This window comes from Streptomyces sp. NPDC005017 (assembly GCF_042873115.1).
GTDB lineage: Bacteria > Actinomycetota > Actinomycetes > Streptomycetales > Streptomycetaceae > Streptomyces.
Genome location: NZ_JBIALD010000001.1, coordinates 64,875 through 89,477, shown reverse-complemented (window position 1 = coordinate 89,477; position 24,603 = coordinate 64,875). Strand labels below are relative to the sequence as shown.

At 73.8% G+C, this 24,603-nt stretch carries 16 protein-coding genes and 1 riboswitch; of the genes, 7 read left to right on the top strand and 9 right to left on the bottom strand.

Annotated elements, in window-relative coordinates; translation table 11 throughout:
- Positions 1 to 21 precede the first annotated feature (21 nt).
- The 6 genes from sucC to ACFYR0_RS00285 all read right to left on the bottom strand — a co-directional run bounded on the left by sucC (position 22) and on the right by ACFYR0_RS00285 (position 9,476).
- The gene (sucC, locus tag ACFYR0_RS00310) at positions 22 to 1,203 is read right to left on the bottom strand and encodes an ADP-forming succinate--CoA ligase subunit beta (protein WP_389319865.1); all 1,182 of its coding nucleotides are present in this window, start codon (positions 1,201 to 1,203) and stop codon (positions 22 to 24) included.
- Positions 1,204 to 1,630: 427 nt separating this feature from the next.
- Complete coding sequence (locus ACFYR0_RS00305) at positions 1,631 to 3,250, bottom strand: hypothetical protein (RefSeq protein WP_389319862.1); 1,620 nt, start codon at positions 3,248 to 3,250, stop codon at positions 1,631 to 1,633.
- 258 nt (positions 3,251 to 3,508) lie between these two features.
- Positions 3,509 to 4,453: a hypothetical protein gene (locus ACFYR0_RS00300; RefSeq protein ID WP_389319859.1), complete on the bottom strand. Its 945-nt coding sequence runs from the start codon at positions 4,451 to 4,453 to the stop codon at positions 3,509 to 3,511.
- Positions 4,454 to 4,683: 230 nt separating this feature from the next.
- Positions 4,684 to 5,850, bottom strand: coding sequence for a VWA domain-containing protein (locus ACFYR0_RS00295; protein ID WP_389319857.1), 1,167 nt, complete (start codon positions 5,848 to 5,850; stop codon positions 4,684 to 4,686).
- Entirely contained in the window at positions 5,847 to 8,180 is a 2,334-nt protein-coding gene (locus ACFYR0_RS00290; protein WP_389319854.1) for a DUF5682 family protein, read from the bottom strand. Before ACFYR0_RS00290 ends, ACFYR0_RS00295 begins: the two co-directional genes overlap by 4 nt.
- 153 nt (positions 8,181 to 8,333) lie before the next feature.
- On the bottom strand, positions 8,334 to 9,476 hold the full coding sequence (locus tag ACFYR0_RS00285; RefSeq protein ID WP_389319851.1) for an AAA family ATPase: 1,143 nt from the start codon (positions 9,474 to 9,476) through the stop codon (positions 8,334 to 8,336).
- Positions 9,477 to 9,610: 134 nt separating this feature from the next.
- Between ACFYR0_RS00285 and ACFYR0_RS00280 the strand changes: the two genes are divergently transcribed.
- Together ACFYR0_RS00280 and ACFYR0_RS00275 are read left to right on the top strand one after the other, a co-directional pair.
- Positions 9,611 to 10,948 (top strand): SWIM zinc finger family protein, encoded by a 1,338-nt coding sequence (locus tag ACFYR0_RS00280; protein ID WP_389319848.1) that lies wholly within the window; start codon positions 9,611 to 9,613, stop codon positions 10,946 to 10,948.
- 256 nt (positions 10,949 to 11,204) lie between these two features.
- On the top strand, positions 11,205 to 12,962 hold the full coding sequence (locus ACFYR0_RS00275) for a DUF5691 domain-containing protein (protein ID WP_389319845.1): 1,758 nt from the start codon (positions 11,205 to 11,207) through the stop codon (positions 12,960 to 12,962).
- 188 nt (positions 12,963 to 13,150) lie between these two features.
- Here ACFYR0_RS00275 and ACFYR0_RS00270 read toward each other — a convergent pair whose 3' ends face one another.
- Positions 13,151 to 13,567 (bottom strand): cobalamin B12-binding domain-containing protein, encoded by a 417-nt coding sequence (locus ACFYR0_RS00270; RefSeq protein WP_386377400.1) that lies wholly within the window; start codon positions 13,565 to 13,567, stop codon positions 13,151 to 13,153.
- Between the two features lie 527 nt (positions 13,568 to 14,094).
- Between ACFYR0_RS00270 and ACFYR0_RS00265 the strand changes: the two genes are divergently transcribed.
- Together ACFYR0_RS00265 and ACFYR0_RS00260 are read left to right on the top strand one after the other, a co-directional pair.
- Positions 14,095 to 14,979: an esterase/lipase family protein gene (locus ACFYR0_RS00265; protein ID WP_389319842.1), complete on the top strand. Its 885-nt coding sequence runs from the start codon at positions 14,095 to 14,097 to the stop codon at positions 14,977 to 14,979.
- 312 nt (positions 14,980 to 15,291) lie between these two features.
- Positions 15,292 to 16,857 carry a M23 family metallopeptidase gene (locus ACFYR0_RS00260; RefSeq protein ID WP_389319839.1) on the top strand — a complete coding sequence of 522 codons (1,566 nt, stop codon included), beginning with the start codon at positions 15,292 to 15,294 and terminating at the stop codon, positions 16,855 to 16,857.
- Between the two features lie 270 nt (positions 16,858 to 17,127).
- Here ACFYR0_RS00260 and pcrA read toward each other — a convergent pair whose 3' ends face one another.
- Positions 17,128 to 19,608: a DNA helicase PcrA gene (pcrA, locus tag ACFYR0_RS00255; RefSeq protein ID WP_389319836.1), complete on the bottom strand. Its 2,481-nt coding sequence runs from the start codon at positions 19,606 to 19,608 to the stop codon at positions 17,128 to 17,130.
- Between the two features lie 229 nt (positions 19,609 to 19,837).
- Positions 19,838 to 20,007, top strand: a riboswitch (cyclic di-AMP (ydaO/yuaA leader).
- Between the two features lie 7 nt (positions 20,008 to 20,014).
- Here pcrA and ACFYR0_RS00250 point away from each other — a divergent pair.
- Positions 20,015 to 21,211 (top strand): NlpC/P60 family protein, encoded by a 1,197-nt coding sequence (locus tag ACFYR0_RS00250; RefSeq protein ID WP_389319833.1) that lies wholly within the window; start codon positions 20,015 to 20,017, stop codon positions 21,209 to 21,211.
- A gap of 427 nt (positions 21,212 to 21,638) precedes the next feature.
- The gene (locus ACFYR0_RS00245; protein ID WP_389319830.1) at positions 21,639 to 22,655 is read left to right on the top strand and encodes a tellurite resistance/C4-dicarboxylate transporter family protein; all 1,017 of its coding nucleotides are present in this window, start codon (positions 21,639 to 21,641) and stop codon (positions 22,653 to 22,655) included.
- Here the strand turns inward: ACFYR0_RS00245 and ACFYR0_RS00240 are convergent.
- A complete protein-coding gene (locus ACFYR0_RS00240) occupies positions 22,633 to 22,986 on the bottom strand; it encodes a hypothetical protein (protein ID WP_389319827.1) in 354 nt (117 codons plus the stop codon). The genes ACFYR0_RS00245 and ACFYR0_RS00240 overlap by 23 nt on opposite strands.
- A gap of 456 nt (positions 22,987 to 23,442) precedes the next feature.
- Here ACFYR0_RS00240 and ACFYR0_RS00235 point away from each other — a divergent pair, with 456 nt between their 5' ends.
- Positions 23,443 to 24,516 carry an NlpC/P60 family protein gene (locus ACFYR0_RS00235; protein WP_389319824.1) on the top strand — a complete coding sequence of 358 codons (1,074 nt, stop codon included), beginning with the start codon at positions 23,443 to 23,445 and terminating at the stop codon, positions 24,514 to 24,516.
- Positions 24,517 to 24,603 lie beyond the last annotated feature (87 nt).

Genomic DNA, 24,603 nt, shown 5'->3' with positions numbered 1-24,603 from the left:
TTGTGTCCTCGTCCTGAGTGCTTACTTTGCGGCGTGGGCCAGCTCGGCGGCCTTGTCCGCCGCGCCGTCCATGGTGTCGACGCGCTGCACCAGCGGGTGGTTGGCGTCCGTGAGGATCTGCCGGCCCAGCTCGGCGTTGTTGCCGTCGAGGCGGACGACCAGCGGCTTGGAGACGTTCTCGCCGCGGTCCTCCAGCAGCTTGAGGGCCTGGACGATGCCGTTGGCGACCTCGTCGCAGGCGGTGATGCCACCGAAGACGTTGACGAACACGGACTTGACGTCCGGGTCGCCGAGGATGATCTCCAGACCGTTGGCCATCACCTGGGCGGAGGCACCGCCACCGATGTCCAGGAAGTTGGCGGGCTTGACGCCGCCGTGGTTCTCACCGGCGTAGGCGACGACGTCCAGGGTGCTCATGACGAGACCCGCGCCGTTGCCGATGATGCCGACCTCGCCCTCGAGCTTGACGTAGTTGAGGCCCTTCGCCTTGGCCGCGGCCTCGAGCGGGTTGGCCGCGTCCTTGTCGTGGAGCTCCTCGTACTCGGGGTGGCGGAACTCGGCGTTCTCGTCGAGCGACACCTTGCCGTCGAGGGCGATGACCTCGCCGGAGGCGACCTTCGCCAGCGGGTTGACCTCGACGAGGAGGGCGTCCGACTTGATGAAGGTGTCCCACAGCTTGACGAGGACGTTCACGACCTTGTCCGCGACCTCGGCCGGGAACTTGGCGGCCTCGACGATCTCGCGGGCCTTGGCCTCGTCCACACCGTCGATCGGGTCGATCGGGGTCTTGGCGACGGCCTCCGGGCGGGTGGCCGCGACCTCCTCGATCTCCATGCCGCCCTCGACGGAGGCGATGGAGAGGAAGGTGCGGTTGGCGCGGTCGAGGAGGTAGGAGACGTAGTACTCCTCGACGATCTCCGGGGCCGTCTCGGCGATCATCACCTTGTGGACCGTGTGGCCCTTGATGTCCATGCCGAGGATGTCGTTCGCGCGGGCGACGGCCTCGTCCGCGGAGGCGGCCAGCTTCACGCCACCGGCCTTGCCGCGGCCACCGACCTTCACCTGCGCCTTGACGACGGACTTGCCGCCCAGACGCTCCGTGATCGCGCGCGCCGCCTCAGGCGTGTCGATGACTTCACCGGCCAGCACCGGTACATCGTGCTTGGCGAAGAGGTCCCTCGCCTGGTACTCGAACAGGTCCACGCGCTTCCGTCCCTATCAGTGATCTCGCGGTTCGTTGGATGCGTGGGCGTGCCGCGAAGGGCAACGTGACGACCGCTGTGTCACAGGGGGTGCGCACACGGTGTCCGAGCGCGCGGCATGTCCGTCTCGCAGGTTATCGCTGGTTCCCGGAGGCCTCTAAATCGGGCGTCACACCTGAGCGGTGATACCTGTCACATGATGCCGCGCTCACCGGCACGGCGTGCCGCGTGTGAGCTGCGAGGCAGGGCCTCACCGGGCTGGGGTGGACCCGGTGAGACCCCGTGAACAGCCCCGATGCGGGGCCGGACGGGAGATCCCCACCCCAATGGGGACCTCCCGTCCTCACTTCCGCGACCCCGTTTCCGGACGGACCGACGGGTTTCGGCCGTCCGGGGGGTGGGGGCGCGGAATCCGGAACCGGACGGGATCAGATCCGGTGGTTCGGGTGGGGCACGTGCCCCGGGACGGCGTCCTGCGCGAGACCCCGGCCGCCGTCGGCCGCGTGCCCGGCCAGCGGGCCCGCGGTGCCGTGCAGGGTGCCGCCCAGTTCCCGCGCGAACGGCCCGGCCTGCCCGGTCACACCGTGGGCGAAGGGGGTGACCTCGCCGGCGACGCCGTACGCGAACGGGGTGACGTCGTCCGTGGTGCCGTACGTGAGCGCGGTCGCGGCGCCCACGACGCCGTGGACGGTGTGGCCGGCTCCGTCGGCGACCGGACGGACGGTGTGCGCCACGGCGTCGACGACCGGGCCGACGGCCTGGGCGACCCCGTCGACGGCCGGCCGGACCGTTCCGGGAATGCCCTGCGTGAACGGCGGGACCTGGGCCGTGACGCCCTCGGCGAAGCCGCCCGCCTGTCCGGCGACGCCGTACGCCACCGGGGGTACGCCGGCCGCGACGCCGTCGGCGAAGGGCCGCACGTCGCCCTGGACGCCGTACGCCAGCGCGCCCGCGTCCGTGACGGCCTGCCCGGCGACGGGCACCGCCCCGTGCACCGCGGCGTGCGCCACGGGCGGCAGGACGGCCCCCGTCACGTCGCCGGCGGCCCGGCCGGCCAGACCGCCGGCGTAGGGCGGGAGGTCCGCCGCGACGCCGCCCACGACGGTCCTGGCCCCGGCGACGGCCTGTTCGGCCACCGGGACCACACCCCGCACCGCGTGCCGGGCCACCGGGTTGACGCCGTCGACGGCGTAGACGGCCAGCGGCGGCACCGCGGAGGCGGCCGCCTCCTGGGCCAGGGGGGTGACGGTGCCCGGCGCGGACGACGCCGTGGCCCCGGCGGTGGAGATCACGCCCGCCGAGGTGCGGCCCGCGGCGGCGGCCGTCTGCCGCGCCTGCGTCCGTATCGCGCCGTCGACGCCCTGCGCCCGGGCTCCGGCCGCGGTCCGCGTGCCCTGGAGGCGGGTCTGTGCCGCCGCCAGGGCCTGCTCCAGTTCGGGGGCGAAGGCGGAGAGCGGGCCGAAGAGGTAGTCGACGAAGCCTTCGGGCGTGCGCGGCAGGTCGGGGACCTCGTCGACCGCCCGGCCGGCCGTGTCGGCGGCCCTCGCCCCGGCGGCCGCCTGCGCGGCGCGCGCGGTCCTGGCGCCCTGGATGGCCTCGGCGCCACGGATCGCGGTGGCCTTGCGGGCCGCGGCCTCGCCCTCGGCGGTGGTGCGGGTGTGTGCCACCTGGGCGGTGGCCCGGTCGGCCTGGTCGGTGAGGGGGGATGTGGTGGAGGCGGTGGCGGTGGCGGTAGCGGTGGCGGTGGTCGCGGAACGGGTGACGTCGGCGATGGTGTCGCCGGCGTCGGCCGTGAGGGTGCTCGTCAGGCCGCCTGCGAGGTCGCTCGTCAGGCCTGCGGTCGAGCCGGATGCCGGGGTGCCGGTGAGGTCGACCGCCACGTCGGCCGTCCGGTCGGGGGACTGGTCGGACGTCAGGTCGGTCGTCGCGTCCGGTGCGGACAGCGGGGAGGAAGGCAGCTCGCCGGCGTTGGCGACCGTGGAGCCGAGCGCCCACGCGCCCGTCACTCCGGCGGCGATGACGATGGAACGGCGGATGTTCTTGTTCATGCGTGCGTCAGTTCCTTCGAACGGCACGGGCCGCCCGCACCGGGTCGACGACGACCGACGGCGGGGCTCGCGCCAGGGGACTTGGGACATGGCGGCACCGGCTCCGGGGACGCGGTCCGGGACAGGGGACCGAGGACCGGGAATCGTCCGGGATACGGTGCGCCGGCTTTCCGTCCGGAGACCGTCGGAGGCGTCCGGGCGGGCGGGCAGACCTGATCCGCCCCCGCGCGGCAGGTCGACGGGGCGGTACGGCCCGCCCTAGCCGGGGAAGACGGGGATGTCCCGGTGCCGGTCCCGGGTCGCGGGCACCTCGGCCCGCACGGCGGCGCCGGGCAGCAGCCGCAGCGGCGCCCGGTGGTCCGGGGTCACGGCGTGTGCGTCCCCGTGTCTGGGCGAGCCGGTGTCACCGGCCGAACCGTTCGCCGGCACACCGTCCGCGGGCCCGGGCGGCGGCGGACCTCCGGTGTCGTGCGCGGACGTGCGGTGAGGCGAACGCGTGGTGGGGTGCTGCGCCGCGTACCCGTCCGGTGCCGGGAGGACGGCTCCGGAGAGCGCGCCGGTGGGCGCCTCGGCCGAGGGCACCTCGGCGGCCGGCTTCCGCTGCGCCGGAGGCGCGGGGGTCGCGGCGGCCGGCGGCGTGGCCGGGTCCGGTGCCTGGCCGGAGGGCGGTACGGAACCGTCCGGGAGGCCGGGCAGCACGGGCAGTTCGGGTGTCGTGGGGGTGCCGGGTACCAGGGGCAGCTCGGACGGCGATCCGGGCAGATCCAGGCCGGGCGGCGGCGCGGGCAGGTGCGGCAGCGGCAGGGCCTGTTCCCGCGCACGGTCCCGCGCCTCGGCGAGGCCGTCGACCACCGACCCCACGAGCCCGGTGACCGGCTGTACGGGCTGTACGGGCTTGTCGTCCAGGAGCTGCGGCGCGCCGGTGGACCGAGCCTCCCCGGCAGCCGGGGCGTCGCCGATCCTCAGGGACTCGTCGGCCTTCAGGGCCTCGTCGGCCCCCGGCGCCGCGCTCCCGTCGAGGGCGCTCTCCCCTGCCCCGGTCACGGCCGCCGGCAGCGGCTCGGCGGCCCGTGCCTGACCGCCGTACAGCAGTCCGAGCACGAACAGTCCGCCCACCAGCAGCACCACCCGCAGCGCATACCGCCCGGCCGTCGTACGCGGGACACGTACGACGGCTGCGGGAAGCGCGGCCGAGAAGGTCAACAGGGGACGGGTCCTCCCGTGCGGCGGAACGGATCGCGGGCGGGCGACGCGGCACTGGTGCGTCGCCCTGCGGGTGCACCGCGATGCGACGCGGTGCGTGAGCGGTGTGTGCCCGATGCGTGTGCGGCGCGGCGCACCGGCACAGGCGGCCACGATCCTTGCACGGGACTCCCGAGGCGGCGCAAGTCCCCTGTTACCGATGGGCACTCATATCCCTTTTCCCGCCTCCGTCATGAGGTGTCCGGTATGGGAAGCGGGCGCTTCTCGACGGCCGCCGCCATCACCTCGGGGAACAGGTCGGGCGTGCAGGCGAAGGCGGGAGTCCCCAGCGCCGCCAGCGCGGCCGCGTGCTCGTGGTCGTACGCCGGAGCCCCCTCGTCCGACAGCGCCAGCAGCGCCACGAACTGCACCCCGGAGGCCTTCATCTCCGCCACCCGCCGCAGCATCTCGTCCCGGATACCGCCCTCGTACAGATCGCTGATCAGCACCACGACCGTCTCCGAGGGCCGGGTGATCCGCGACTGGCAGTACGCGAGCGCCCGGTTGATGTCGGTGCCGCCGCCGAGCCGGGTGCCGAACAGTACGTCGACCGGGTCGTCGAGCCGGTCGGTGAGGTCGGCGACCGCCGTGTCGAAGACCACCAGCCGGGTGCTCACCGCCCTCATGGACGCCAGCACCGCCCCGAACACCGAGGCGTACACCACCGAGGCCGCCATCGAACCGGACTGGTCGACGCAGAGCACGACCTCCTTGCGCACCGACCGCGACGACCGCCCGTGGCCGACGAGCCGCTCGGGCACGACCGTGCGCCGGTCGGGCAGGTAGTGGCGGAGGTTGGCGGCGATCGTGCGGTTCCAGTCGATGTCGTGGTGACGGGGCCGCTGGACGCGGGCGCCGCGGTCGAGGGCACCGCCGAGCACGGCCCGGGTACGGGTGGCCAGCCGCTTCTCCAGGTCCGCGACGACCTTGCGCACGACGGCCCGTGCCGTCTCCCTCGTCGTCTCCGGCATCGCCTTGCCGAGGGAGAGCAGGGTGCCCACCAGGTGCACGTCGGGCTCCACCGCCTCCAGCATCTCCGGCTCCAGGAGCAGCGCGGACAGCCCCAGCCGCTCGATGGCGTCGCGCTGCATGACCTGGACGACGGAGGAGGGGAAGTAGGTGCGGACGTCCCCGAGCCAGCGCGCCACCGAGGGCGCGGACGCCCCGAGTCCGGCCCCGCGCTCGCGCCCCTCGCGCGGGCCGTCCCCCTTCCCGTAGAGCGCGGAGAGCGTGCCGTCCATCGCCGCGTCCCGCCCGGCGAGCGGGTGCCCGGTGCCGTCCGCCGTGCCGCCGCCCAGCACGAGCCGCCATCGCCGCAGCCGCTCCCGCGCGGCCGCGTCGGCCGGTTGTGCCGTCATGTCCCCACCTCCAGCGGTTCGTTGTCGTCCAGGCCCAGCAGCAGCCGCACCACCGGCAGCACGGCGTCGGCCCGCGCGGTGTCCGCTCCGGCCGCGAAACCCGGTGTGCCGGTGCCGGCGGCCCCGGCCCGGCCGCCGGGCCCGCGCCGGACCAGCTCGCCGAGCGTGCGGCGCACCGACGGGTCGTACGCCGAGAAGGTGCGGCGCAGCAGCGGCAGGACGTCGGTGAAGGCCTCGGCGGGCACCCCGGTCAGCCAGCCGTCGACGAGGTCGAGCAGCGCCTCGTCGTGCACCAGCAGCAGTCCGCCGCCCGAGCCGCCGCCGACGAAGCCCTCGATCCACGCGGCCGCCTCGCCCGGTGGCGCCCCGGGGGACAGCGCCAGGCCCATCAGCCGCGCGGCCTCGTCCCGCGGCAGGGCTCCGCCGTCCAGCAGCAGCCGCACGGCCCGGCCCCGGATCGCCCCGGGCACGCCGTCCCGGCCGGACAGGACGCCGAGCACGGTCTGCCAACGGGCGGGCAGCGCGGCCCGGTTCGCCGGTCCCGGCAGCTCCTCGTCCGCCAGCAGCGCCACAGCCCCGTGCACGGCGTCCACCTGGCGGCGCATCTCGTCGGCCGCGTCCGCGTCCAGTGCCGTGCAGGCCGCGGGGAGTCCGACGAAGATGCGCTCGGCGAGGCCCACGGCGACCTCCGCGAGCGCGCCGGTGTCCGTGCCGCGCACGTCGCCGTAGCGCAGCGAGCGGACCAGGGCGGGCAGGGCCTGCGCGAGATGGCCGACGTCGGTGTCGAGCGCGGCCCGGTCGGCGAGGACGCGCATCACGGCGGGGAGCGCGTCCGGCAGCCCGGCCGGCAGGCACCGCTCGGCCAGCGCGGTCACCTCCGCGAGGGTCCGCGCGGTGACGGCGTCGGCCTCGGCCTTCGCGGTCGCCGCGGCCCGCACGGTCGTCCCCCACACCCCCGCCTCGGCGACCCGCAGCGCCAGCTCCGGCTCCCAGCACAGCCGCCAGGTCTCCCGGAACGTGCCGGTGCTGCCGCGCGAGACCGCCGGCCGGCCCCAGGGAACGCCCAGCAGCCGCAGCCGGTGCAGCAGTCTGCTGCGCTCCGCGTCCGTCTCCTTGCGGACGTCGAGCTCCAGCTCGCGCCGCCCAGCCTCCGGTCTGAGGCGCAGCCGGCGCTGGTGCCTGTCGAGGTCCCGCTGCAACGGCACCGCGGGCGCCGAGGCGGGGACCTGGCCCAGCACGTCCCCCACCACCAGCCGGTCGTGCACCAGCGCCAGCGGTACGTCCGAGCCCTCGCACATCACCGCCCGCACCGCGTCGGTGGTCTCGGCGAGGCCCGGCAGCGGGCGGCCGCGCAGCGCGGCCAGCGTCTCCGCCAGCCGCACCGCCTCGATGACATGCGCCGGGGAGACGGTCCGGTCCTCGGCACGCAGCAGCCCCGCCACCTTGGCCATCCACCGCTCGACGGGCCGGTCCGGCGCGGCGAACAGATGCCCGTACCAGCCCGGCGACTCGATCCCGGCCCCGTACCCGCCGGCCCGAGCCAGCCTGCGGTACGTCCACGGCACCCAGGTCAGCTCGGCCTTCACCTTGGGCAGCCCCTTGAGCAGCGCCCGGTCGGCGGCGACGGTGGTGCGTTCCCGCAGCGCGGGCACGTGCCACGCCCCACACACCACGGCCACCTCGTCGCCGCACTCCCGCCGCGCGGCACGCAGCTGGAGCCGCATGTACGCCTCGCGCACGGGATCCCGGTCGTCGCCCCCGTCGCCGTACGTCTCCCGTACGGCGACCATGGCCTCCTCGACGGCCTCGAACGGCGCGAGCGGGCCGTCCTCCCCGGTGGCCCGGTGCTCGACGACGTCCTCCCACCAGCGCTCGGGGTCGTCGTATCCGGCGACGCCGGCGAGCACGGCGAGGGGGTCGAGACGGAGGTCGGGGGTGTCGGCCCCGGGGCCGGGCCGTCCGGGTGCGGTCGCCGGGTCGTCCTCCTGGCTCCCCCGGGCGAGGGTGTGGGCGGCGGGCAGATCGATGAACCGGGCCGGCACCCCGTGCTCCAGCGCCCAGCGCAGGGCCGTCCACTCGGGGGAGAACCCGGCCATCGGCCAGAAGGCCGAGCGGCCGGGCTCGTCCACGGCGTGCGCGAGCAGCGCGACGGGCGGCCGCATGCCGGGGTCGGCGGCCAGTGCCACGAGCGCGTCGGCCTCGGGCGGCCCCTCGATCAGCACGGCCCGCGGCCGCGTCGCGTCGAGCGCCGCCCGCACGGCACGGGCCGAGCCCGGCCCGTGATGCCGTACGCCGAGCAGTGCGGGCCCGGTCCGGGCCCGCACGCTCATGCCTTGCTCACCGCCCCTCACCACTCGCCCCGTTCGCCCCGGGTGCCGGCCGCCTTCGCCGCGGCCAGGCCGTGTCGTCCTCGCGGCGGCCGTGCGTGACCGCCGCCGTGCGCCTCTTCGAGCGTCCCCAGATGGACGTGTTGTCGTCGCCGCTCACACGCTCACCTCCCGGCACGCGCGGTAGAAATCGGTCCAGCCGTCCCGTTCCCGGACGACCGTCTCCAGGTACTCCCGCCAGACGACCCGGTCGGCGGCCGGGTCGCGGACGACGGCGCCGAGGATGCCGGCGGCGATGTCGTCCGCCCGCAGCACGCCGTCGCCGAAGTGCGCGGCCAGCGCCAGCCCGCCGGTGACGACCGAGATGGCCTCGGCCGTGGACAGCGTGCCGCTGGGCGACTTCACCTTCGTACGGCCGTCGGAGGTGACGCCGTCGCGCAGTTCACGGAAGACGGTCACCACCCGGCGGATCTCGTCGATCCCGTCGGGCACCGCGGGCAGATCGAGTGAGCGGCCTATCTGGCCGACGCGCCGGGAGACGATGTCGACCTCCGCCTCCACGCTCTCCGGCAGCGGCAGCACCACCGTGTTGAAGCGGCGGCGCAGCGCGCTGGACAGCTCGTTGACCCCGCGGTCGCGGTCGTTGGCGGTGGCGATGAGGTTGAACCCGCGGACCGCCTGCACCTCCTGCCCCAGTTCCGGTATCGGCAGTGTCTTCTCCGAGAGGATCGTGATGAGGGTGTCCTGGACGTCGGCGGGGATGCGGGTCAGTTCCTCGACCCGCACGGTCGTCCCCGTGGCCATCGCCCGCATGACGGGGCTGGGCACGAGGGCGTCGCGGCTGGGGCCGTCGGCGAGGAGCCGCGCGTAGTTCCAGCCGTAGCGGACGGCTTCCTCCGGGGTGCCGGCGGTGCCCTGCACCAGCAGGGTGGAGTCGCCGCTGACGGCTGCGGCCAGGTGCTCGGAGACCCAGGTCTTCGCGGTGCCGGGGACGCCGAGGAGCAGCAGGGCGCGGTCGGTGGCCAGGGTGGTGACGGCGACCTCGACGAGACGTCGCGGGCCGACGTACTTCGGGGTGATCACGGTTCCGTCGGGCAGGGTGCCGCCCAGCAGATACCGGGACACGGCCCATGGCGACAGCTTCCAGCGGGCCGGTCGCGGCCGGTCGTCGTACGCGGCCAGCGCGGTGAGTTCCCCGGCGAAGGCGTGCTCGGCGTGTGGCCGCAGCGCCTCGGTCCGGGGCTGGTTCGGATCGGTGGTCGACGGATCGTCAGGCATCGTTTCGACAGACACGGACATGGCTGAGTGCCCCCTACGGCTCGGCCGGTTCGGATCTGGTGTCCACCGTGCACCACGCCACTGACAATGCGTTCCGACCTGCGCAAACGCCCGCGCAGGGCCGATTGTCAGTGGGGGGATCTACCTTCGATGGCATGACACAGCAGGGGGTGCGCTGGACGGCGGACCAGGTGCTGGCACTGGCGCCTGACTCCGTGTCGCGCGAGGCGGGAAGCAGGCTCGGCGCGGCCGGGCCGTGGTCCGGGACGGGCCGTTCCGACGAGGGGGCGGTGTGGGGTCTGTGCAAGGGGGGCGGCAGCCTGCCGTACCGCACGGCCGTCGATGTCGCGGGGCCTTCCGGCCCCGCGTATCTGTGCAGTTGCCCGAGCCGGAAGTTCCCGTGCAAGCACGCGCTCGGGCTGCTGTTGCTGTGGGCGGACGGCGGTGACTCGATGCCGGCGGGGCAGGTGCCGGACTGGGCCGAGGAGTGGATGGAGGGGAGAAGGGAGCAGGGCGGACGGAAGGCCGTGCCCGCGCAGGGGGGTCCGGGGTCCGCGTCCTCCGGTCCGGAGGCGGCGGCCCGCCGCGCCGAGCGCATCACCGCGGGCGCCACCGAGCTCGAACAGCGCCTCGCCGACCTGCTGCGCGGCGGGCTGGCCACGGTCGAGCAGGCGGGCTACGGGCTGTGGGAGGAGACCGCGGCCCGCATGGTCGACGCGCAGGCTCCCGGGCTGGCTTCGCGGGTGCGGGAGTTGGGGGCGATCGCGGCCTCGGGGCCCGGCTGGCCCGTGCGGCTGCTGGAGGAGTGCGCCCTGTTGCATCTCCTCGACCAGGGCTGGCTGCACCGCGAGCGGCTGCCCGAGGGCCTGGCGGCCACGGTCCGCTCCCGCGTCGGCCTGACCGCTCCCGCCGACGGCCCGCCGGTCCGGGACCGCTGGCTCGTCCTCGCCCAGTACGACACGACGGACCCCAGACTGACGACCCGCCGGATCTGGCTGTACGGCACCGGCTCGGACCGTACGACCCTGCTGCTGTCCTACGGCGCGGCCGGCCGGGCGCCCGATGTGGCGCTGCCCGTGGGCCTCGCCCTGGACGCGGAGGTGTCCTCTTATACAGGGGGGCCGCGCGGCGTCCTGGGCGAGCGGTTCGCCCCGCCCGGCCCCACGGCCGCCCGCCCCCCGGGCGTCACGGCCGGCCGTGCCCTCGCCCGGTACGGCGAGGCGCTGCGCGACGACCCCTGGCTGGAGTCGGTCCCGGTCACGCTCGACCGGGTCGTCCCCACCCCGGACGGCGACTCCTGGCAGCTCGCCGACACCACCGACGACACCGCCCTCCCCCTCACCCCCGCCGCGCGCGCCCGGCCCGGCCTGTGGCGCCTGGTCTCCCTGTCCGGCGGCGCCCCGGTCAAGGTCTTCGGCGAATGCGGCCACCGCGGCTTCACCCCGCTGACCGCCTGGCCGGAGGGGCCGGGTGATGCCGTGCCGCTGTGTTGATCGGGGGCAGCGGCCGGGGAGCGGAGGCTTCGCCGGGACGCCGAGTCCCGCGTCCGCCGGAACGCCTCGACCCCACCCAGGGCTCGGAGGCCCTGCGAAGGACGCCGAGTCCCGCGTCCTTCGAAACGCCTCGCCCCCCACCCACCTCTCACCCGCCCCGGGCACACGCCCCAGCCGTCCCCGGCCCCGGCTCGCGCCCGCCCGAGCCCACTCCCACGCCCCACAAGCCCACAGGCCCCACGGAAGGAAGCAGCCCATGACCAGGCCTCCCGCTCCCGCGGACCCACCCGAGCCGGGCGTCTGGGAGGAACTCGTCACCACGGCCCTGCTCGGCACGGACCGCCGTAGGCCGCCCGCCGAACCCGGCGACCACCGCCGTACGCCGCCCGCCCGACCCGGCGACCACCGCCGTACACCCACAACCGGCCCAGGCGAAGACGGCCACGCGCCGACAGTCGACCCCGGCGGCGACGGCCGTCCCGGCACCTCCGCCCCGGCCGTCCTCCTGGACACGGCCGCCCGCGAGACCGTACGGCGACGGGCGGGGCTGCGGCCCGCGCGGGCGGCCCGGCGGCCGGAACCGGCCCCGGCGGACCCGCGCCCGGCGCTGCCCGCCGCCGCGGCCCGGCGGCTGGCGACGCTGCTGGCGGACCGGGCCGGCACGGCGGGCGGCGGACGGCGGGGCGCGGCGCCCGACCTCACGGAGCTGCTCCCCCAGTGGCTCGCCCTGGCGAACGCCCACGGCTACGCGGCGCCCCCGGAGCTGCTGCCCGCCCTGCTGGACGCGGCGCGGGGCCGTACGGACCTGCGGCCCGCGGCGCTGGTCCTCGCGGGCGGGCGTGCCCTGTGGCTGGCGCGGCTCAATCCCGACTGGCGGTTCGCCCTGCGGGCCACGCCCGGAGGCGGCACCACGACGCCCCGTACCGAGGACCCGGACCGTCTGCGGAGGCTGTGGCAGGAGGGGCTGTTCGCCGAGCGGGTCGCGCTGCTGGCGGCGATCAGGTCGCGGGAACCGGCCGCCGCGCGCGAGCTGCTCGCCTCGACCTGGGCGACGGAGCGGGCCGAGGACCGGCTGATGTTCCTGGACTCACTGCGGGTCGGACTGGACGCGCGGGACGAGCCGTTCCTGGAGCGGGCGCTGGACGACCGGAGCCGCAATGTGCGGTCGACGGCGGCGGAGTTGCTGTCGGCGCTGCCCCTGTCGGCGCTCGCCGCGCGGATGGCGGTGAGAGCCGCCGCGTGTGTGGCGCTGGACCATACGCTCCAGCCCGCCACGATCAGCGTTGAAGCGCCTCACGAGTGCGATCCGAGCATGGAGCGGGACGGTGTCGTGGCCAGGCCTCCGGCGGGACGGGGTGAACGCTCATGGTGGTTGGGCCAGTTGGTGGAGGCCGCGCCGCTGGGCACCTGGCCGGGGCGGCTCGGCGGGCGCGCTCCGCGCGAGATCGTGGCGCTGCCGGTCGCGGACGGCTGGCAGGGGGAGCTGCACGCTGCCTGGTGCCGGGCGGCGGTACGGCAGCGGGACGCGGCCTGGTCGCGGGCGCTGCTCGGCGCGCCGGGCGCACCGGAGGCGGGCGGCCCCGGAGCGGTGTCGCTGGCCGAACGGGCGAGACTGCTGAGCACCCTGGACGCCGGCGAACGGGCCGACTGGGTGGCCGGGTTCATCGCGACACACGGGCTGTCGGAGGCGTTCCAGCTGCTCGGCGTGTGCGCGGTGCCGTGGGCGCCGGCGCTGGGGCGGGCGGTGGTGGACGCGCTCGACATCGCGCGGGACGCGGGGAGCTACCCCTGGAGTTTCAGCGGCGTCATGGGCCTGGCCGAGCGCTGTCTGGACCCGGCGGAGGCGAGCCGTTTCGATGCCCTGCTGGCGACACCGGAGGAACCGGAGGACGCCTCGCCCGGCGCGGGCGGCTACTGGTCCGAGGCCTTCCAGCGTCTGGTCTCCACCCTGCGGCTGCGCGCGGCGATGACGCGGGAGCTGACGCCGCGGCCCGGCCCGGAACCCGGAGCCTGACAGCGCACGGCCCCGCGACCGGGCCGTCCGACTGCACCCGGCAGTACGGCCACCATGCGGGACCGCGGTCCGCCCCGGCGGCTCACCTCGCCCTACAGACCGGAGGAGCTCACCTCACCGCACCGACCGGAGCAGCTCACCTCGCCCTACAGACCGGAGCGGCTCACCTCACCGCACGGACCGGAGCCCTACGCCCCGGCCGGCTGGCGGACGTTCGCGCGGACCCAGTCCACGACGGACGCGGTCGTGGCGCCCGGAGTGAAGATCTCGGCGACGCCCTGCTCCTTCAGCGGCGCGATGTCCGCCTCCGGGATGATGCCGCCGCCGAACACCAGGATGTCCTCGGCCTCACGCTCGCGCAGGAGTCTGATCACGGCGGAGAAGAGCGTGTTGTGGGCGCCCGAGAGGATGGACAGCCCGATCGCGTCGGCGTCCTCCTGGATCGCCGTGTCGACGATCTGCTCGGGGGTCTGGTGGAGGCCGGTGTAGATGACCTCCATACCGGCGTCGCGCAGCGCCCGCGCGATCACCTTGGCGCCACGGTCGTGGCCGTCGAGCCCCGGCTTGGCCACCACCACGCGGATCGGACCGGCTGCCACACCCATCACTGCCTCCATGAAGCGAATGCATCCATCCGTATCGACAAGTACCGCACACATCCGACACCTCACGCATGTGATGCAGATCACACGCGGGTGCGCGGACGCCTCGCCGGTCCCGTCGCCGACCGGGGGCGGCGCCGCCGCGGCACGGACGCCCGAACCTCACCGGCCGGAGAAGTGAACGCACGTTATCGCCGACATCCCGTAACCGGCTGTTTCGCGGAGGAACCGAGGGGGAAATCACACGTGGGACATATTCGCCGCGCACACTTCCGAGCCACCGCGGCCCACGCGCCGCGGCATCCAGCGGCCGAAGGACCGCACACCCGGCCGGAACACGCGCCAGGAGAGCCGCGACGAGGCCGCCGCACCGGCGGAGAACCTCACCAGACCACCGGCGCCGCCCGCGCCACCTCCCGCGCACCGGGCACGCACTCCGTCCGGGCCCGGCCCACCACACTCGCCATGGCTCTCCACGCAGGCTTACGGGGGACAGAGCCGTTCTTCCGTGTGCCGAGGGGAGGTCGGTCATGAAGGTCCTGGACCCCTTGCGCCTTCAGTCGCTGTACAGGCTCCTTCTGCCCGGCAGACTCACCGGCCTGTCCGTGGCCCTGCTGAAGGCGACCGCCCTGGAGATAGCCATCCTCGGCGGCCATCTGCTCCTCTACCCCTCCGGAATCACCTCGGAGCGCCGCCCCGAGCCCACCTCGGCCCCGTCCCGCGCGGGCACCGAGGACCCGCCCCGGCTCCCCACGCGGGAGCGGACACCGGTCGTGCTGCTGCACGGCTTCATGGACAACCGCTCGGTGTTCCTGCTGCTGCGCCGCTCCCTGGCCCAGCACGGCCGCCCACGGGTCGAGTCGCTCAACTACTCTCCGCTCACCTGCGACATCCGCGCGGCCGCGGAGCTGCTCGGCCGGCACATCGAGGAGATCTGCGAGCGCACCGGCAGCGGCCGGGTCGACATCGTCGGACACAGCCTCGGCGGACTGATCGCCCGTTACTACGCGCAGCGGCTCGGCGGCGATCTGCGGGTGCGCATCCTGGTCACGCTGGGCACCCCGCACTCCGGCACCCGGGTGGCGCCGCTGGCGGACGCGCATCCGATCGTGCGCCAGATGCGCCCGGGTTCGCGCGTCATAGAGGAGCTGTCCCGGCCGGCCCCGGGCTGCCGTACGCGGTTCGTCAGCTTCTGGAGCGACCTCGACCATGTGATGGACCCGCTGGAGGCCGCCCGGATCGACCACCCCGACCTGCTGGCGCACAACGTCCAGGTGACCGGGATCGGCCACCTCGCGCTGCCGGTGCACCCGGTCGTGGCCGACGGGATACGGCGAGCCCTGGAGAGCGCGGACACGGCGGACTCCCCGGCCGCGCCGGCCGGCGCCGGGGCCGGCGGACTGACCGTGGCCTGACGGCGGCCAGTACACCGATCGGCAACCACTGGTTCACTCGGGCAACTTGACGCATCGGCCGAACGGACACCCGCCCCCCGGAAGCCGCTCGAAGCCTCCCGGAGGGCCGTCCGAGAGGTACTCGAGGGGGCCCAGAAGTCGAACGGTTATCGAACACAAGGCCAAAGTCGTGCCCACAGTCCGCCGAAAGGCGGCCGAATGCCCGTTTCCTGCGCGCGCGAAACCTGAGGAAGATTGTCGTGCCCGCATACCGCCGGGTACAGTCACCGCACTGCTCTGGCAGCCCCTGTTGTCGAGGCGAAAGAGAAGTTGGTGAACGACCGTCACCCGTCGGGGACCATGACCACCCCGGCTTCGGCTTCCGACGCCGACTCGGCGCACTACGCGTCGTACGGCACCCAGGAAGCCCCGTACGGCGACTTCACCACATACGGCGCCTACGACGCGACCGGTTTTGCGGCCGGTGGCCACGCCACCGGGACCTACACCGCGGACCCCCTCTTCGGTGCCATGCCCGCGGGCCATGACACCGGCGCCTACGACGCCACGCAGTGGAACTCCGGCAGCCACCAGACCGCGCACTACGACACGTACGCGGCCCAGCAGCACGTCACCTACGGCACGGGCTCCTACGACGCCACGGCCTGGGCCACCGGCGACCAGCAACTGCCGCTCGTGCCGCCGCAGGCCACCGCCGCGGACGCCAGCGGCCAGTGGGACGCGAGCGCCTGGCTCCAGCCCGACCAGTCCGCCGCCCCGGCAGCCGACCAGACCCAGCAGTGGTACTGGGGCACGCACGGCTCCGACACCGGCGCCTACGACGCCACGCAGTGGAACTCCGACGGCACGGCCGCCGCCGAGTACGAGCTGCCCTTCGACCAGCAGGCCACCGCCACCTTCGACCAGGTCGCCCACGACGAGCAGACCGCGTACGAGGAGCACACGGCCCACGACACGCACGCGGCGTACGACGAACACGCCGGGTACGAGGCGCACGACGAGCAGACCGCGTACGACGACGAGGCCGGGTACGAGCACGGCGACCCGGGCGACACCGGGGAACTGCCCGCGGTGGACCTCCTGGACGACCAGGAGGAGGCCACGCCCCTGCCCGCGCCCCGCGCCGCCTCGCGCGGAGCGGCCCGCTCCCGCCGCCGTACCCCCGCCAAGCGTTCCGCGCTGCTGACGATCGCCGTGCCCTCCGCCTGCGTGATGGGCGTCGCCGGGATCGCCGCGGCCTCCGTGGGCAACCTGACCGGCGGCGACAGCAAGGACGCCACGACGACCGCCGCGGACGCCGTGCCCGTCAAGCCGTCCGCCGCCAACAACAAGCTGGACACCCAGCTGGCGAGCCTGAGCGCCGAGGCCGACGACTTCGCCGACCGCGCGAGCCGCACCCAGGAGCGCATCGACCTCAAGGCGCAGCAGGAGCTCGAGCGGAAGCTGGCGGCGGAGGAGGCGGCCCGCAAGGAGCGGCTGCGCCCCAAGTTCGCGCTGCCGGTCGCCCAGCACGGACTGAGCGCCTACTACGGCCAGTCCGGTGTCAACTGGATGTCCATGCACACCGGCATCGACTTCCCCGTCTCGTACGGCACTCCCGTGATGGCCGCGACCGACGGCACCGTGCGCACGCAGTGGAACAGCGCCTACGGCAACATGGTGATCGTGACGGCGATGGACGGCACGGAGACGTGGTACTGCCACCTCTCCAGCTACCAGGTGCCCTTCGGCGCGACCGTGAAGGCCGGCGACACGATCGCCTACTCCGGCAACTCGGGCAACTCCACCGGCCCGCATCTGCACTTCGAGGTGCGTCCCGGCGGCGGTTCGTCGATCGACCCGCTGTCCTGGCTGCGCAGCCACGGCCTCGAGCCCTAGGGCGTCCTTCGAAAGTCGCGCCTGCCCCGCGACGCCTGGCCCGCCCTCCCAAGAGAGGGACCCCAGCTGCGTTGCCGAAACGGCCGAACAGCTCCGCTGTCAGGGCGCTCCGGCGCCTTGTGATCGCGCCACCGGACGCCGCGGGGCCCGCCCTTCGGGCGGACGACGGGACTTTCGAAACACGCCCTGGTGGCCCCCGCGTCCTGGTGAGCCCTGCCTCTCTCTCGTCGAAAGCCCCGCCGGACGTCGTCCGGCGGGGCTTTCGCGGTCCTACAGCTTCTCGACCGGGGCGTACCGCAGCAGCAGCCGCTTCGGCTTGGCGTCGCCGAAGTCGATCGTCGCCTCGGCGTTGGAGCCGGTGCCCTTGACCGCCATCACCGTGCCGAGGCCGAACTGGTCGTGGGTGACGCGGTCGCCGACCGCGAGCCCGACGACCGGCTGCTCCGCGGTGCGACGGGTGGCGAAGCCCGAGGCGCCCGACGCCGAGGAGCGCGAACGCGAGGAGGACAGCGAGGCGGCGATCCCGGAGGCCGGGCCGGAGGAGACGGGCGTGGTCGCGCCCGTGCGCTTCCACTCCAGGTGCGTGGGCGGGATCTCCTCCAGGAAGCGGGAGGGCGGGTTGTAGGAAGGCTGTCCCCAGGCGCTGCGCATCGTCGAGCGCGTGAGATAGAGCCGCTCACGCGCGCGGGTGATGCCGACGTAGGCGAGGCGGCGCTCCTCCTCCAGCTCCTTGGTCTGACCGAGGGCCCGCATGTGCGGGAAGACGCCGTCCTCCATGCCGGTGAGGAAGACGACCGGGAACTCCAGGCCCTTCGCGGTGTGCAGGGTCATCAGGGTGATGACGCCGGAGCCGTCCTCGTCCTCGTCGGGGATCTGGTCGGAGTCGGCGACCAGCGCGACGCGCTCCAGGAAGTCCGACAGCCCGCCCGGGGCCTCCTCCGACTCCTGCTCGAACTCCAGCGCCACGGCGGCGAGTTCCTGGAGGTTCTCGATACGGGTCTCGTCCTGCGGGTCGGTGGAGGCCTGCAACTCGGCCAGATATCCGGTGCGTTCGAGGACGGCCTCCAGGACCGTGGCCGGTCCCGCGCCGGACTCCACGATCGTCCGCAGCTCCTCCATCAGCGTGTTGAACCGCTTGACCGCGTTGGTCGACCGCGCGGCCATGCCGTACGCCTCGTCGACGCGCTTCAGCGCCTGCGGGAAGCTGATCTTCTCCCGCTGGGAGAGCGCGTCGATCATCGCCTCGGCGCGCTCGCCGATGCCGCGCTTGGGCACGTTCAGGATGCGGCGCAGCGGGACGGAGTCCTCCGGGTTGGCCAGCACCCGCAGGTAGGCCAGGACGTCCCGGACCTCCTTGCGCTCGTAGAAGCGGACGCCGCCGACGACCTTGTAGGGCAGGCCGACGCGGATGAAGACCTCTTCGAAGACCCGGGACTGGGCGTTGGTGCGGTAGAAGACGGCGACGTCGCCTGCCTTCGCGTCGCCCGCGTCCGTGAGGCGGTCTATCTCGTCGGCGACGAACTGCGCCTCGTCGTGCTCGGTGTCGGCGACGTAGCCGGTGATCTGCGCGCCCGCGCCCGCGTTGGTCCAGAGGTTCTTGGGGCGACGGGACTCGTTGCGCTCGATGACCGCGTTGGCCGCGGTCAGGATGGTCTGGGTGGAGCGGTAGTTCTGCTCCAGCAGGATCGTCGTCGCGTCCGGGTAGTCCTCCTCGAACTGGAGGATGTTGCGGATGGTCGCGCCGCGGAAGGCGTAGATCGACTGGTCGGCGTCACCCACCACGCAGAGCTCGGCGGGCGGCACGTCGTACTCGCTGGACGGTGCGTCGACCGGGTGCTCACCGGTGCCCACCAGCTCGCGCACCAGGGCGTACTGGGCGTGGTTGGTGTCCTGGTACTCGTCGACCAGGACGTGGCGGAAGCGGCGGCGGTAGTGCTCGGCGACGTCCGGGAAGGCGCGCAGCAGATTGACCGTCGTCATGATCAGGTCGTCGAAGTCGAGGGCGTTCGCCTCGCGCAGCCGCGACTGGTACATCGCGTAGGCCTGGGCGAGGGTCTTCTCGAAGCCGTCGGACGCCTGGGCGGCGAAGTCCTCCTCGTCGATCAGCTCGTTCTTCAGGTTGCTGATCTTGGCGCTGAAGGACTTCGGCGGGAAGCGCTTCGGGTCGAGGTCCAGGTCGCGGCAGACCAGGGCCATCAGGCGCTTGGAGTCGGCGGCGTCGTAGATCGAGAAGGACGACGTGAAGCCGAGCTTCTTGGACTCGCGGCGCAGGATGCGCACGCACGCGCTGTGGAAGGTCATCACCCACATCGCGTTCGCCCGCGGGCCGACGAGCTGCTCGACGCGCTCCTTCATCTCGCCCGCGGCCTTGTTGGTGAAGGTGATCGCGAGGATCTGGCCCGGGTGCACATGGCGCTCGCCCAGCAGATGCGCGATGCGGTGGGTGAGCACACGGGTCTTGCCGGAGCCGGCGCCGGCCACGATGAGCAGCGGGGAGCCGGAGTGGACGACCGCGGCTCGCTGGTTGTCGTTGAGACCGTCCAGCAGGGCCGCCGCGTCGATCACCGGGCGCGGGGCGCCGTCACGGTAGTACTGGTCCCGGTCCGGGGGCACGTCGAACTTCCCGCCGAACAGATCCTCCGGAACGCGCTCCGGAGCATGCTCGTCCTCGGGCGGCGGCGGGTGCTCCTCCTCGTGCCCGCGAGGGGCCTGGAGGTCCGCCAGGAAGCTGTCGTCAAAGAGGCTGCTCATCGCTCTCCGAGTCTAGGGGCCCCCACCGACAACCGGCCGCCGTCCGGAGAACTCCCCGCCACCACCCTGCGTAGCGCCGACGGCACAGCCTGCGGCACAACAAGCGCGTGCACGACAAGGTCACAAAAATGTATCGGGCATATCGCCCATCAACCTTCACACGTGCCACACGAGTTGGCTACGGTTCCGGGCAGGCCGTACGACCCCCACCGGCGAACGACGCCGGGCCGTACCGCCTCCGCCGAGTCCGGTGCGCCCGAACGCCCGCCGGAGCCGGGGACCCACAGATCCCGGGGTGAATCGGCTCACTTCCTCGCGGGAGCGAGCCGTAGGGCAACCCTTCCGAACCACCCGCCCGAACCCGACAGCTAACTCGGTAGGCGGCCGATGGAAGGAGTCGCCTCTCTTGGCGTCGCACCGCAAGCCGCGTCCCGCCGGGACGCGTGTCGCAGGCATACGGACCCCCGCCCTGGCCACGGCGGCCCTCACCTCCGTGGCCCTGCTGTCCCAGACGGCCAACGCCACCCCCTCGGACGACGACCGGCCGAGCCTGGAGGAGGTCGAGAAGAAGGTCGACGATCTCTACCGCCAGGCGGAGTCGGCGACCGAGAAGTACAACTCCGCCAAGGAGCGGACCACCAAGCAGCGCAAGCAGGTCGACACCCTCCTGGACGACGTCGCCAAGCGCACCCAGAAGCTCAACGACGCGCGCGAGGAACTCGGTTCCTTCGCCGCGGCCCAGTACCGCACCGGCTCCGCCGCGCCGGACACGGCGACCTTCCTCCTCGCCGACAGCCCGCAGGACTACTTCGACCAGAACCAGCTGATGGACCGGCTGACCGGCCGTCAGAAGGACGCGGTCGACGACTACGTCACCCAGCAGTCCGAGACCATGGAGAAGCGCCGCGAGGCCACCGAGAGCCTCGCGACGCTGACCGACTCCCAGACCGAGCTGAGGACGGCCAAGGCGACCGTCCAGAAGAAGCTCTCCGACGCGCGCGAGCTGCTGTCGCAGCTGACCGCCGAGGAGAAGGCCCGGCTCGCGCGGATCGAGGAGCAGAAGCGCGAGGAGGCCGCCCGCAAGGCCGCCGAGCTCGCCGCGCAGCAGGCCGAGGAACAGCGCGAGCGCGAGGCGGCCGCCGCGGAGGCCGCGGCCCGGGAGGCGGCGCGGCCGGACCCGGCCCCGTCGCCCTCCACCGGCACCACCGAGACGCCGTCCACGCCCGCGCCTGACACCTCGACCTCCACCAAGGGCGACAAGGCGGTCGCCTTCGCCCGCACCCAGATCGGCAAGCCGTACGTGTGGGGCGCCACGGGGCCCGACTCCTACGACTGCTCCGGCCTCACCGGGGCCGCGTGGAAGGCCGCCGGCGTCACCCTCCCGCGCACCACGTGGGACCAGGTCAACGCGGGCACCACGGTCTCCCTCACCGACGCCCGGCCCGGTGACCTCGTCTTCTTCTACGACGACCTCAGCCACGTCGGCCTCTACATCGGCAACGGCATGATGATCCACGCCCCCAAGCCGGGCGCCTACGTCCGCGAGGAGTCGATCTACTACGACGGCGAGGGCTCGATCCACAGCGTGGTGCGGCCGGGCTGACGCGAGAACGCGGCACGCGCGCGTGAGGGCCGTACGCGGCTGGTACGCGCGCGTGAGGGCGGTTACGCGGCTTCGTAAGCGCGTGTGGGTGCGTGAGGGCCGTACGCGGCGGCTCGTACGTGCGCACGTGGGCGCGTCATCGGTGTGCCACGGGGCCATGGGTGCGCCACGGGGCACCCCGGCCGGGGTCGTCGCGCAGTTCCCCGCGCCCCTTAGGGGCGTGCCCTTGAGGCGTCTCAGGGCCGGGGCCCCGCTTTTAGGGGTACGGGGAACTGCGCGATCAACCACGACGAACCCGCACGTTCAAATCAGGGGGCGCCGGGAACCGGGCGGCGCTGTGGGCTGTTCGGCGGGCGACGGCGTGGTTTCGGCCGTGCCCGCGCGTGGCCCGCGTGCGCGGCACGGGCTGGTTCCTAGCATCGGGCGCATGCCCGCTACCACCACTTCCCCGAGCGCCTGGTGGGCGCAGCGTCCGCCCGCGGCCGGGGCCGCCGTGATGGCGACCGGCATCCTGTCGGTCGGTCTGCATCTGTCCGGCCACGAGGTGCTGTCGCGGATCCTGCTCGTGCTCGCCTGCCTCGCGTGGCTGGGCCTGGCGGCGGACTTCGTCCTACGGCTGCTGCGGGAGCGGGGGCGGTGGCTCGAGGAGGCGGGGTCACCGGCCGCCCTGACGGCGGTGGCCGCGACGACCGTGCTGGGCACGCGTTTCTCGGTGCTGGGCTGGCAGTCCCTGGCCTACGCGCTGCTGGCGCTCGCCACGGTGCTGTGGCCGGTGCTGATGGTCGACGTGGTCGGGCGCTGGAAGCAGCGGATGCCCGGGGCGGTGTTCCTCGGCTGTGTGGCCACGCAGGGGCTCGCGGTGCTCGGGGCGACCCTGGCCGGGGCGGAGGAGGTGGCCTGGCTGGCGCGCGCGGCCATGGTGCTGTTCTGGCTCGGCCTCGTCGTCTACGGCTTCGCGCTGGCCCGTTTCGATCCGCGTCAGGTGGTCAGGGGCGCCGGTGACCAGTGGATCGCGGGCGGCGCGCTCGCGATCTCCGCCCTGGCCGGATCGAAGCTGATCGCCGCCGACAGCCCGCGGCTGTACCTGTGGAACCAGGACGACTACGACGTCCTGCGCTCGGTCACCCTCACCCTGCTCCTGCTCGACGTCGCCTGCTACGTCGTCCTGCTCGCCGCCGAGGCCGGATGGCCGCGGCCGGGCTACGACGTCCGGCGCTGGTCCACCGTCTTCCCCATGGGCATGACGGCGGCGGCGGCGCTGTCCGTGTCCACCGCCCTGGACGTCCCGTGGCTGAAGGGCCCGGGTCAGGTGCTGCTGTGGATCGCCGTGGCCGCCTGGCTGGCGGTGGCCGCCCTGGCCGTCGCGGCGGCCCGAGCGGAGCTGCGGGGCGAGCGGGCCCCGCGGCACTCGGCGGAGGGCGTCAGGTCCAGAGCACGGCGATGAAGACGTTCACCGTGGTCAGCAGGCCGACCAGCCCGAACAGGCGCTTGTCCACCGTCTCCTCGTCCCGCTGCACATAGACGAGGCCCAGGATCACGATCAGCAGGGCCAGCTTCACACCGACCTTGATGTTGTTCACCGACTGGTCGTCGGCCTGGTTGAGGCCGACCAGGATCACACCGGTGACCAGCATCGTCAGGGCGCCGTGCAGCATCGCCGGGACGAAGCGCGCGGTGCCCTGGCCCATCGCTTTCATCTGGGTGAGGAAGCCGCCCAGGAGCGAGGCGATGCCGATGATGTGCAGGCCCACGAAGAGATGGATGAGTACGTCCATGGGGCCGGAGCCTAATCAGGGCCCGGCGGCCCCCTCACACCGCCCCCGCCCGCCCTGCATATATGCGCTCCATAGCACTCGGCCCGCCCTTCGGCCCCTGGAACAGCCGGTTCGGTCATCGCACTCCGTGAAGCCGACCGCCCTGGTCCCAGACCCCGGTCATATACGGTCACCTATCGACCCACTCACGGCACTTCCTGACATTGCGTTACCAAGTCGTCACTATCGGGTCTAGCGTCCAGCTCCAGGTGACCGGCTCCCCACCGCCGCCCGGGCCAGGGGCGGCAGCCGGACACCACCGCCGAGAGGGTCCGGCGGCACCGGCTCCCCCTGTGCGGGCGCCGCCGGACCCGCGGGACGTCACCCGGCGACCCGCACGCCGCTCCCCCCTGGCGGCCGAACCGTCCCCGCGCCCGCGGGGACACCCGGCGGGCCCAGGAAAGGACGTAGGTCCACGTGGCAGCGCACCGCAAGTCCAGACAGCGCTTCGTCGGCGGCAGCACCGTCCGTAAGGCAGCCACCCTCGCCCTCGCGGGAGCCGCCGGCGCGACCGCTTTCGAGGGCGTCGGGCAGGCCGCCCCGGAACTGACCCCGGAACAGGTCAAGGCCCGGGTGGACAAGCTGTACCAGGAGGCCGAGGTGGCCACCGAGAAGTACAACGGCGCCAAGGAGAAGGCCGACACCGCCGAACAGCGCCTCGAAGAACTGCGCGACGAGGCCGCCCGCAAGGAGGACCGCCTCAACTCGGCCCGCGAATCACTGGGTTCGATCGCCGCGGCACAGTACCGCGAGGGCGGCCTCGACCCCGCCCTGCGCCTCGCCCTGTCCGACGACCCCGACACCTTCCTCGACCACGCGGCCTTCGCCGAACGCGCCGGCGACCGCCAGTCCGCCGCCGTGCACCGCGTCCGCGACCAGCTCCGCGAGATCGAGCAGCTGCGTGGCGCCGCCGAGGTCCAGCTGGCCTCGCTGAAGTCGCGCCAGGAGGAGCTGAAACGGCACCGCGCGACCGTCACCGGCAAACTGACCACGGCCCGTCGGCTGCTCGCCCGGCTCACCACCGAAGAACGCCACCGCCTCGCCGCCACCAGCGCGGACCAGGACCGCGCCTCGCGCGACACCGCGACCGCCCGCGACCCCCTGCGGGCAGCCGGCCCGGCCGCCGCGCCCGCCGCCCCCACCTCACGCGCCGCGGTCGCCGTCTCCTACGCCTACAGCAAGCTCGGCAGCCCCTACGTCTGGGGCGCCACCGGTCCCGACGCCTTCGACTGCTCCGGCCTCGTCCAGGCCGCCTACCGCTCCGCGGGCGTCGAACTGCCCCGCACCACCTACGCCCAGATCGGCGCCGGCCGCCGCGTCTCCCGCTCCGAACTCCAGCCCGGCGACCTGGTGTTCTTCTACTCCGCCATCAGCCACGTCGGCGTCTACGTCGGCAACGGGCAGATGGTCCACGCCCCCAACCCGTCCGCCCCGGTCCGGGTCGCCCCGATCGACGAGATGCCCTTCGCGGGGGCGACGCGGGTGGCGTGAGCCGGCAGGTGTGAGCCCGGCTCCGCGACGCGCAGGGTCCCGCAGCCGGGAGCAGCGCAGGATCCGTAGGGCCTGAGCAGCCCCGGG

Coding starts and splice junctions, on each gene's coding strand:
- pcrA (WP_389319836.1), bottom strand. CDS start 19,608: ATGAGCAGCCTCTTTGACGACAGCTTCCTGGCGGACCTCCAGGCCCCT.
- ACFYR0_RS00305 (WP_389319862.1), bottom strand. CDS start 3,250: ATGAACAAGAACATCCGCCGTTCCATCGTCATCGCCGCCGGAGTGACG.
- ACFYR0_RS00275 (WP_389319845.1), top strand. CDS start 11,205: ATGACCAGGCCTCCCGCTCCCGCGGACCCACCCGAGCCGGGCGTCTGG.
- ACFYR0_RS00245 (WP_389319830.1), top strand. CDS start 21,639: ATGCCCGCTACCACCACTTCCCCGAGCGCCTGGTGGGCGCAGCGTCCG.
- ACFYR0_RS00280 (WP_389319848.1), top strand. CDS start 9,611: ATGACACAGCAGGGGGTGCGCTGGACGGCGGACCAGGTGCTGGCACTG.
- ACFYR0_RS00270 (WP_386377400.1), bottom strand. CDS start 13,567: ATGGGTGTGGCAGCCGGTCCGATCCGCGTGGTGGTGGCCAAGCCGGGG.
- ACFYR0_RS00265 (WP_389319842.1), top strand. CDS start 14,095: ATGAAGGTCCTGGACCCCTTGCGCCTTCAGTCGCTGTACAGGCTCCTT.
- ACFYR0_RS00285 (WP_389319851.1), bottom strand. CDS start 9,476: ATGTCCGTGTCTGTCGAAACGATGCCTGACGATCCGTCGACCACCGAT.
- ACFYR0_RS00240 (WP_389319827.1), bottom strand. CDS start 22,986: ATGGACGTACTCATCCATCTCTTCGTGGGCCTGCACATCATCGGCATC.
- ACFYR0_RS00290 (WP_389319854.1), bottom strand. CDS start 8,180: ATGAGCGTGCGGGCCCGGACCGGGCCCGCACTGCTCGGCGTACGGCAT.
- ACFYR0_RS00295 (WP_389319857.1), bottom strand. CDS start 5,850: ATGACGGCACAACCGGCCGACGCGGCCGCGCGGGAGCGGCTGCGGCGA.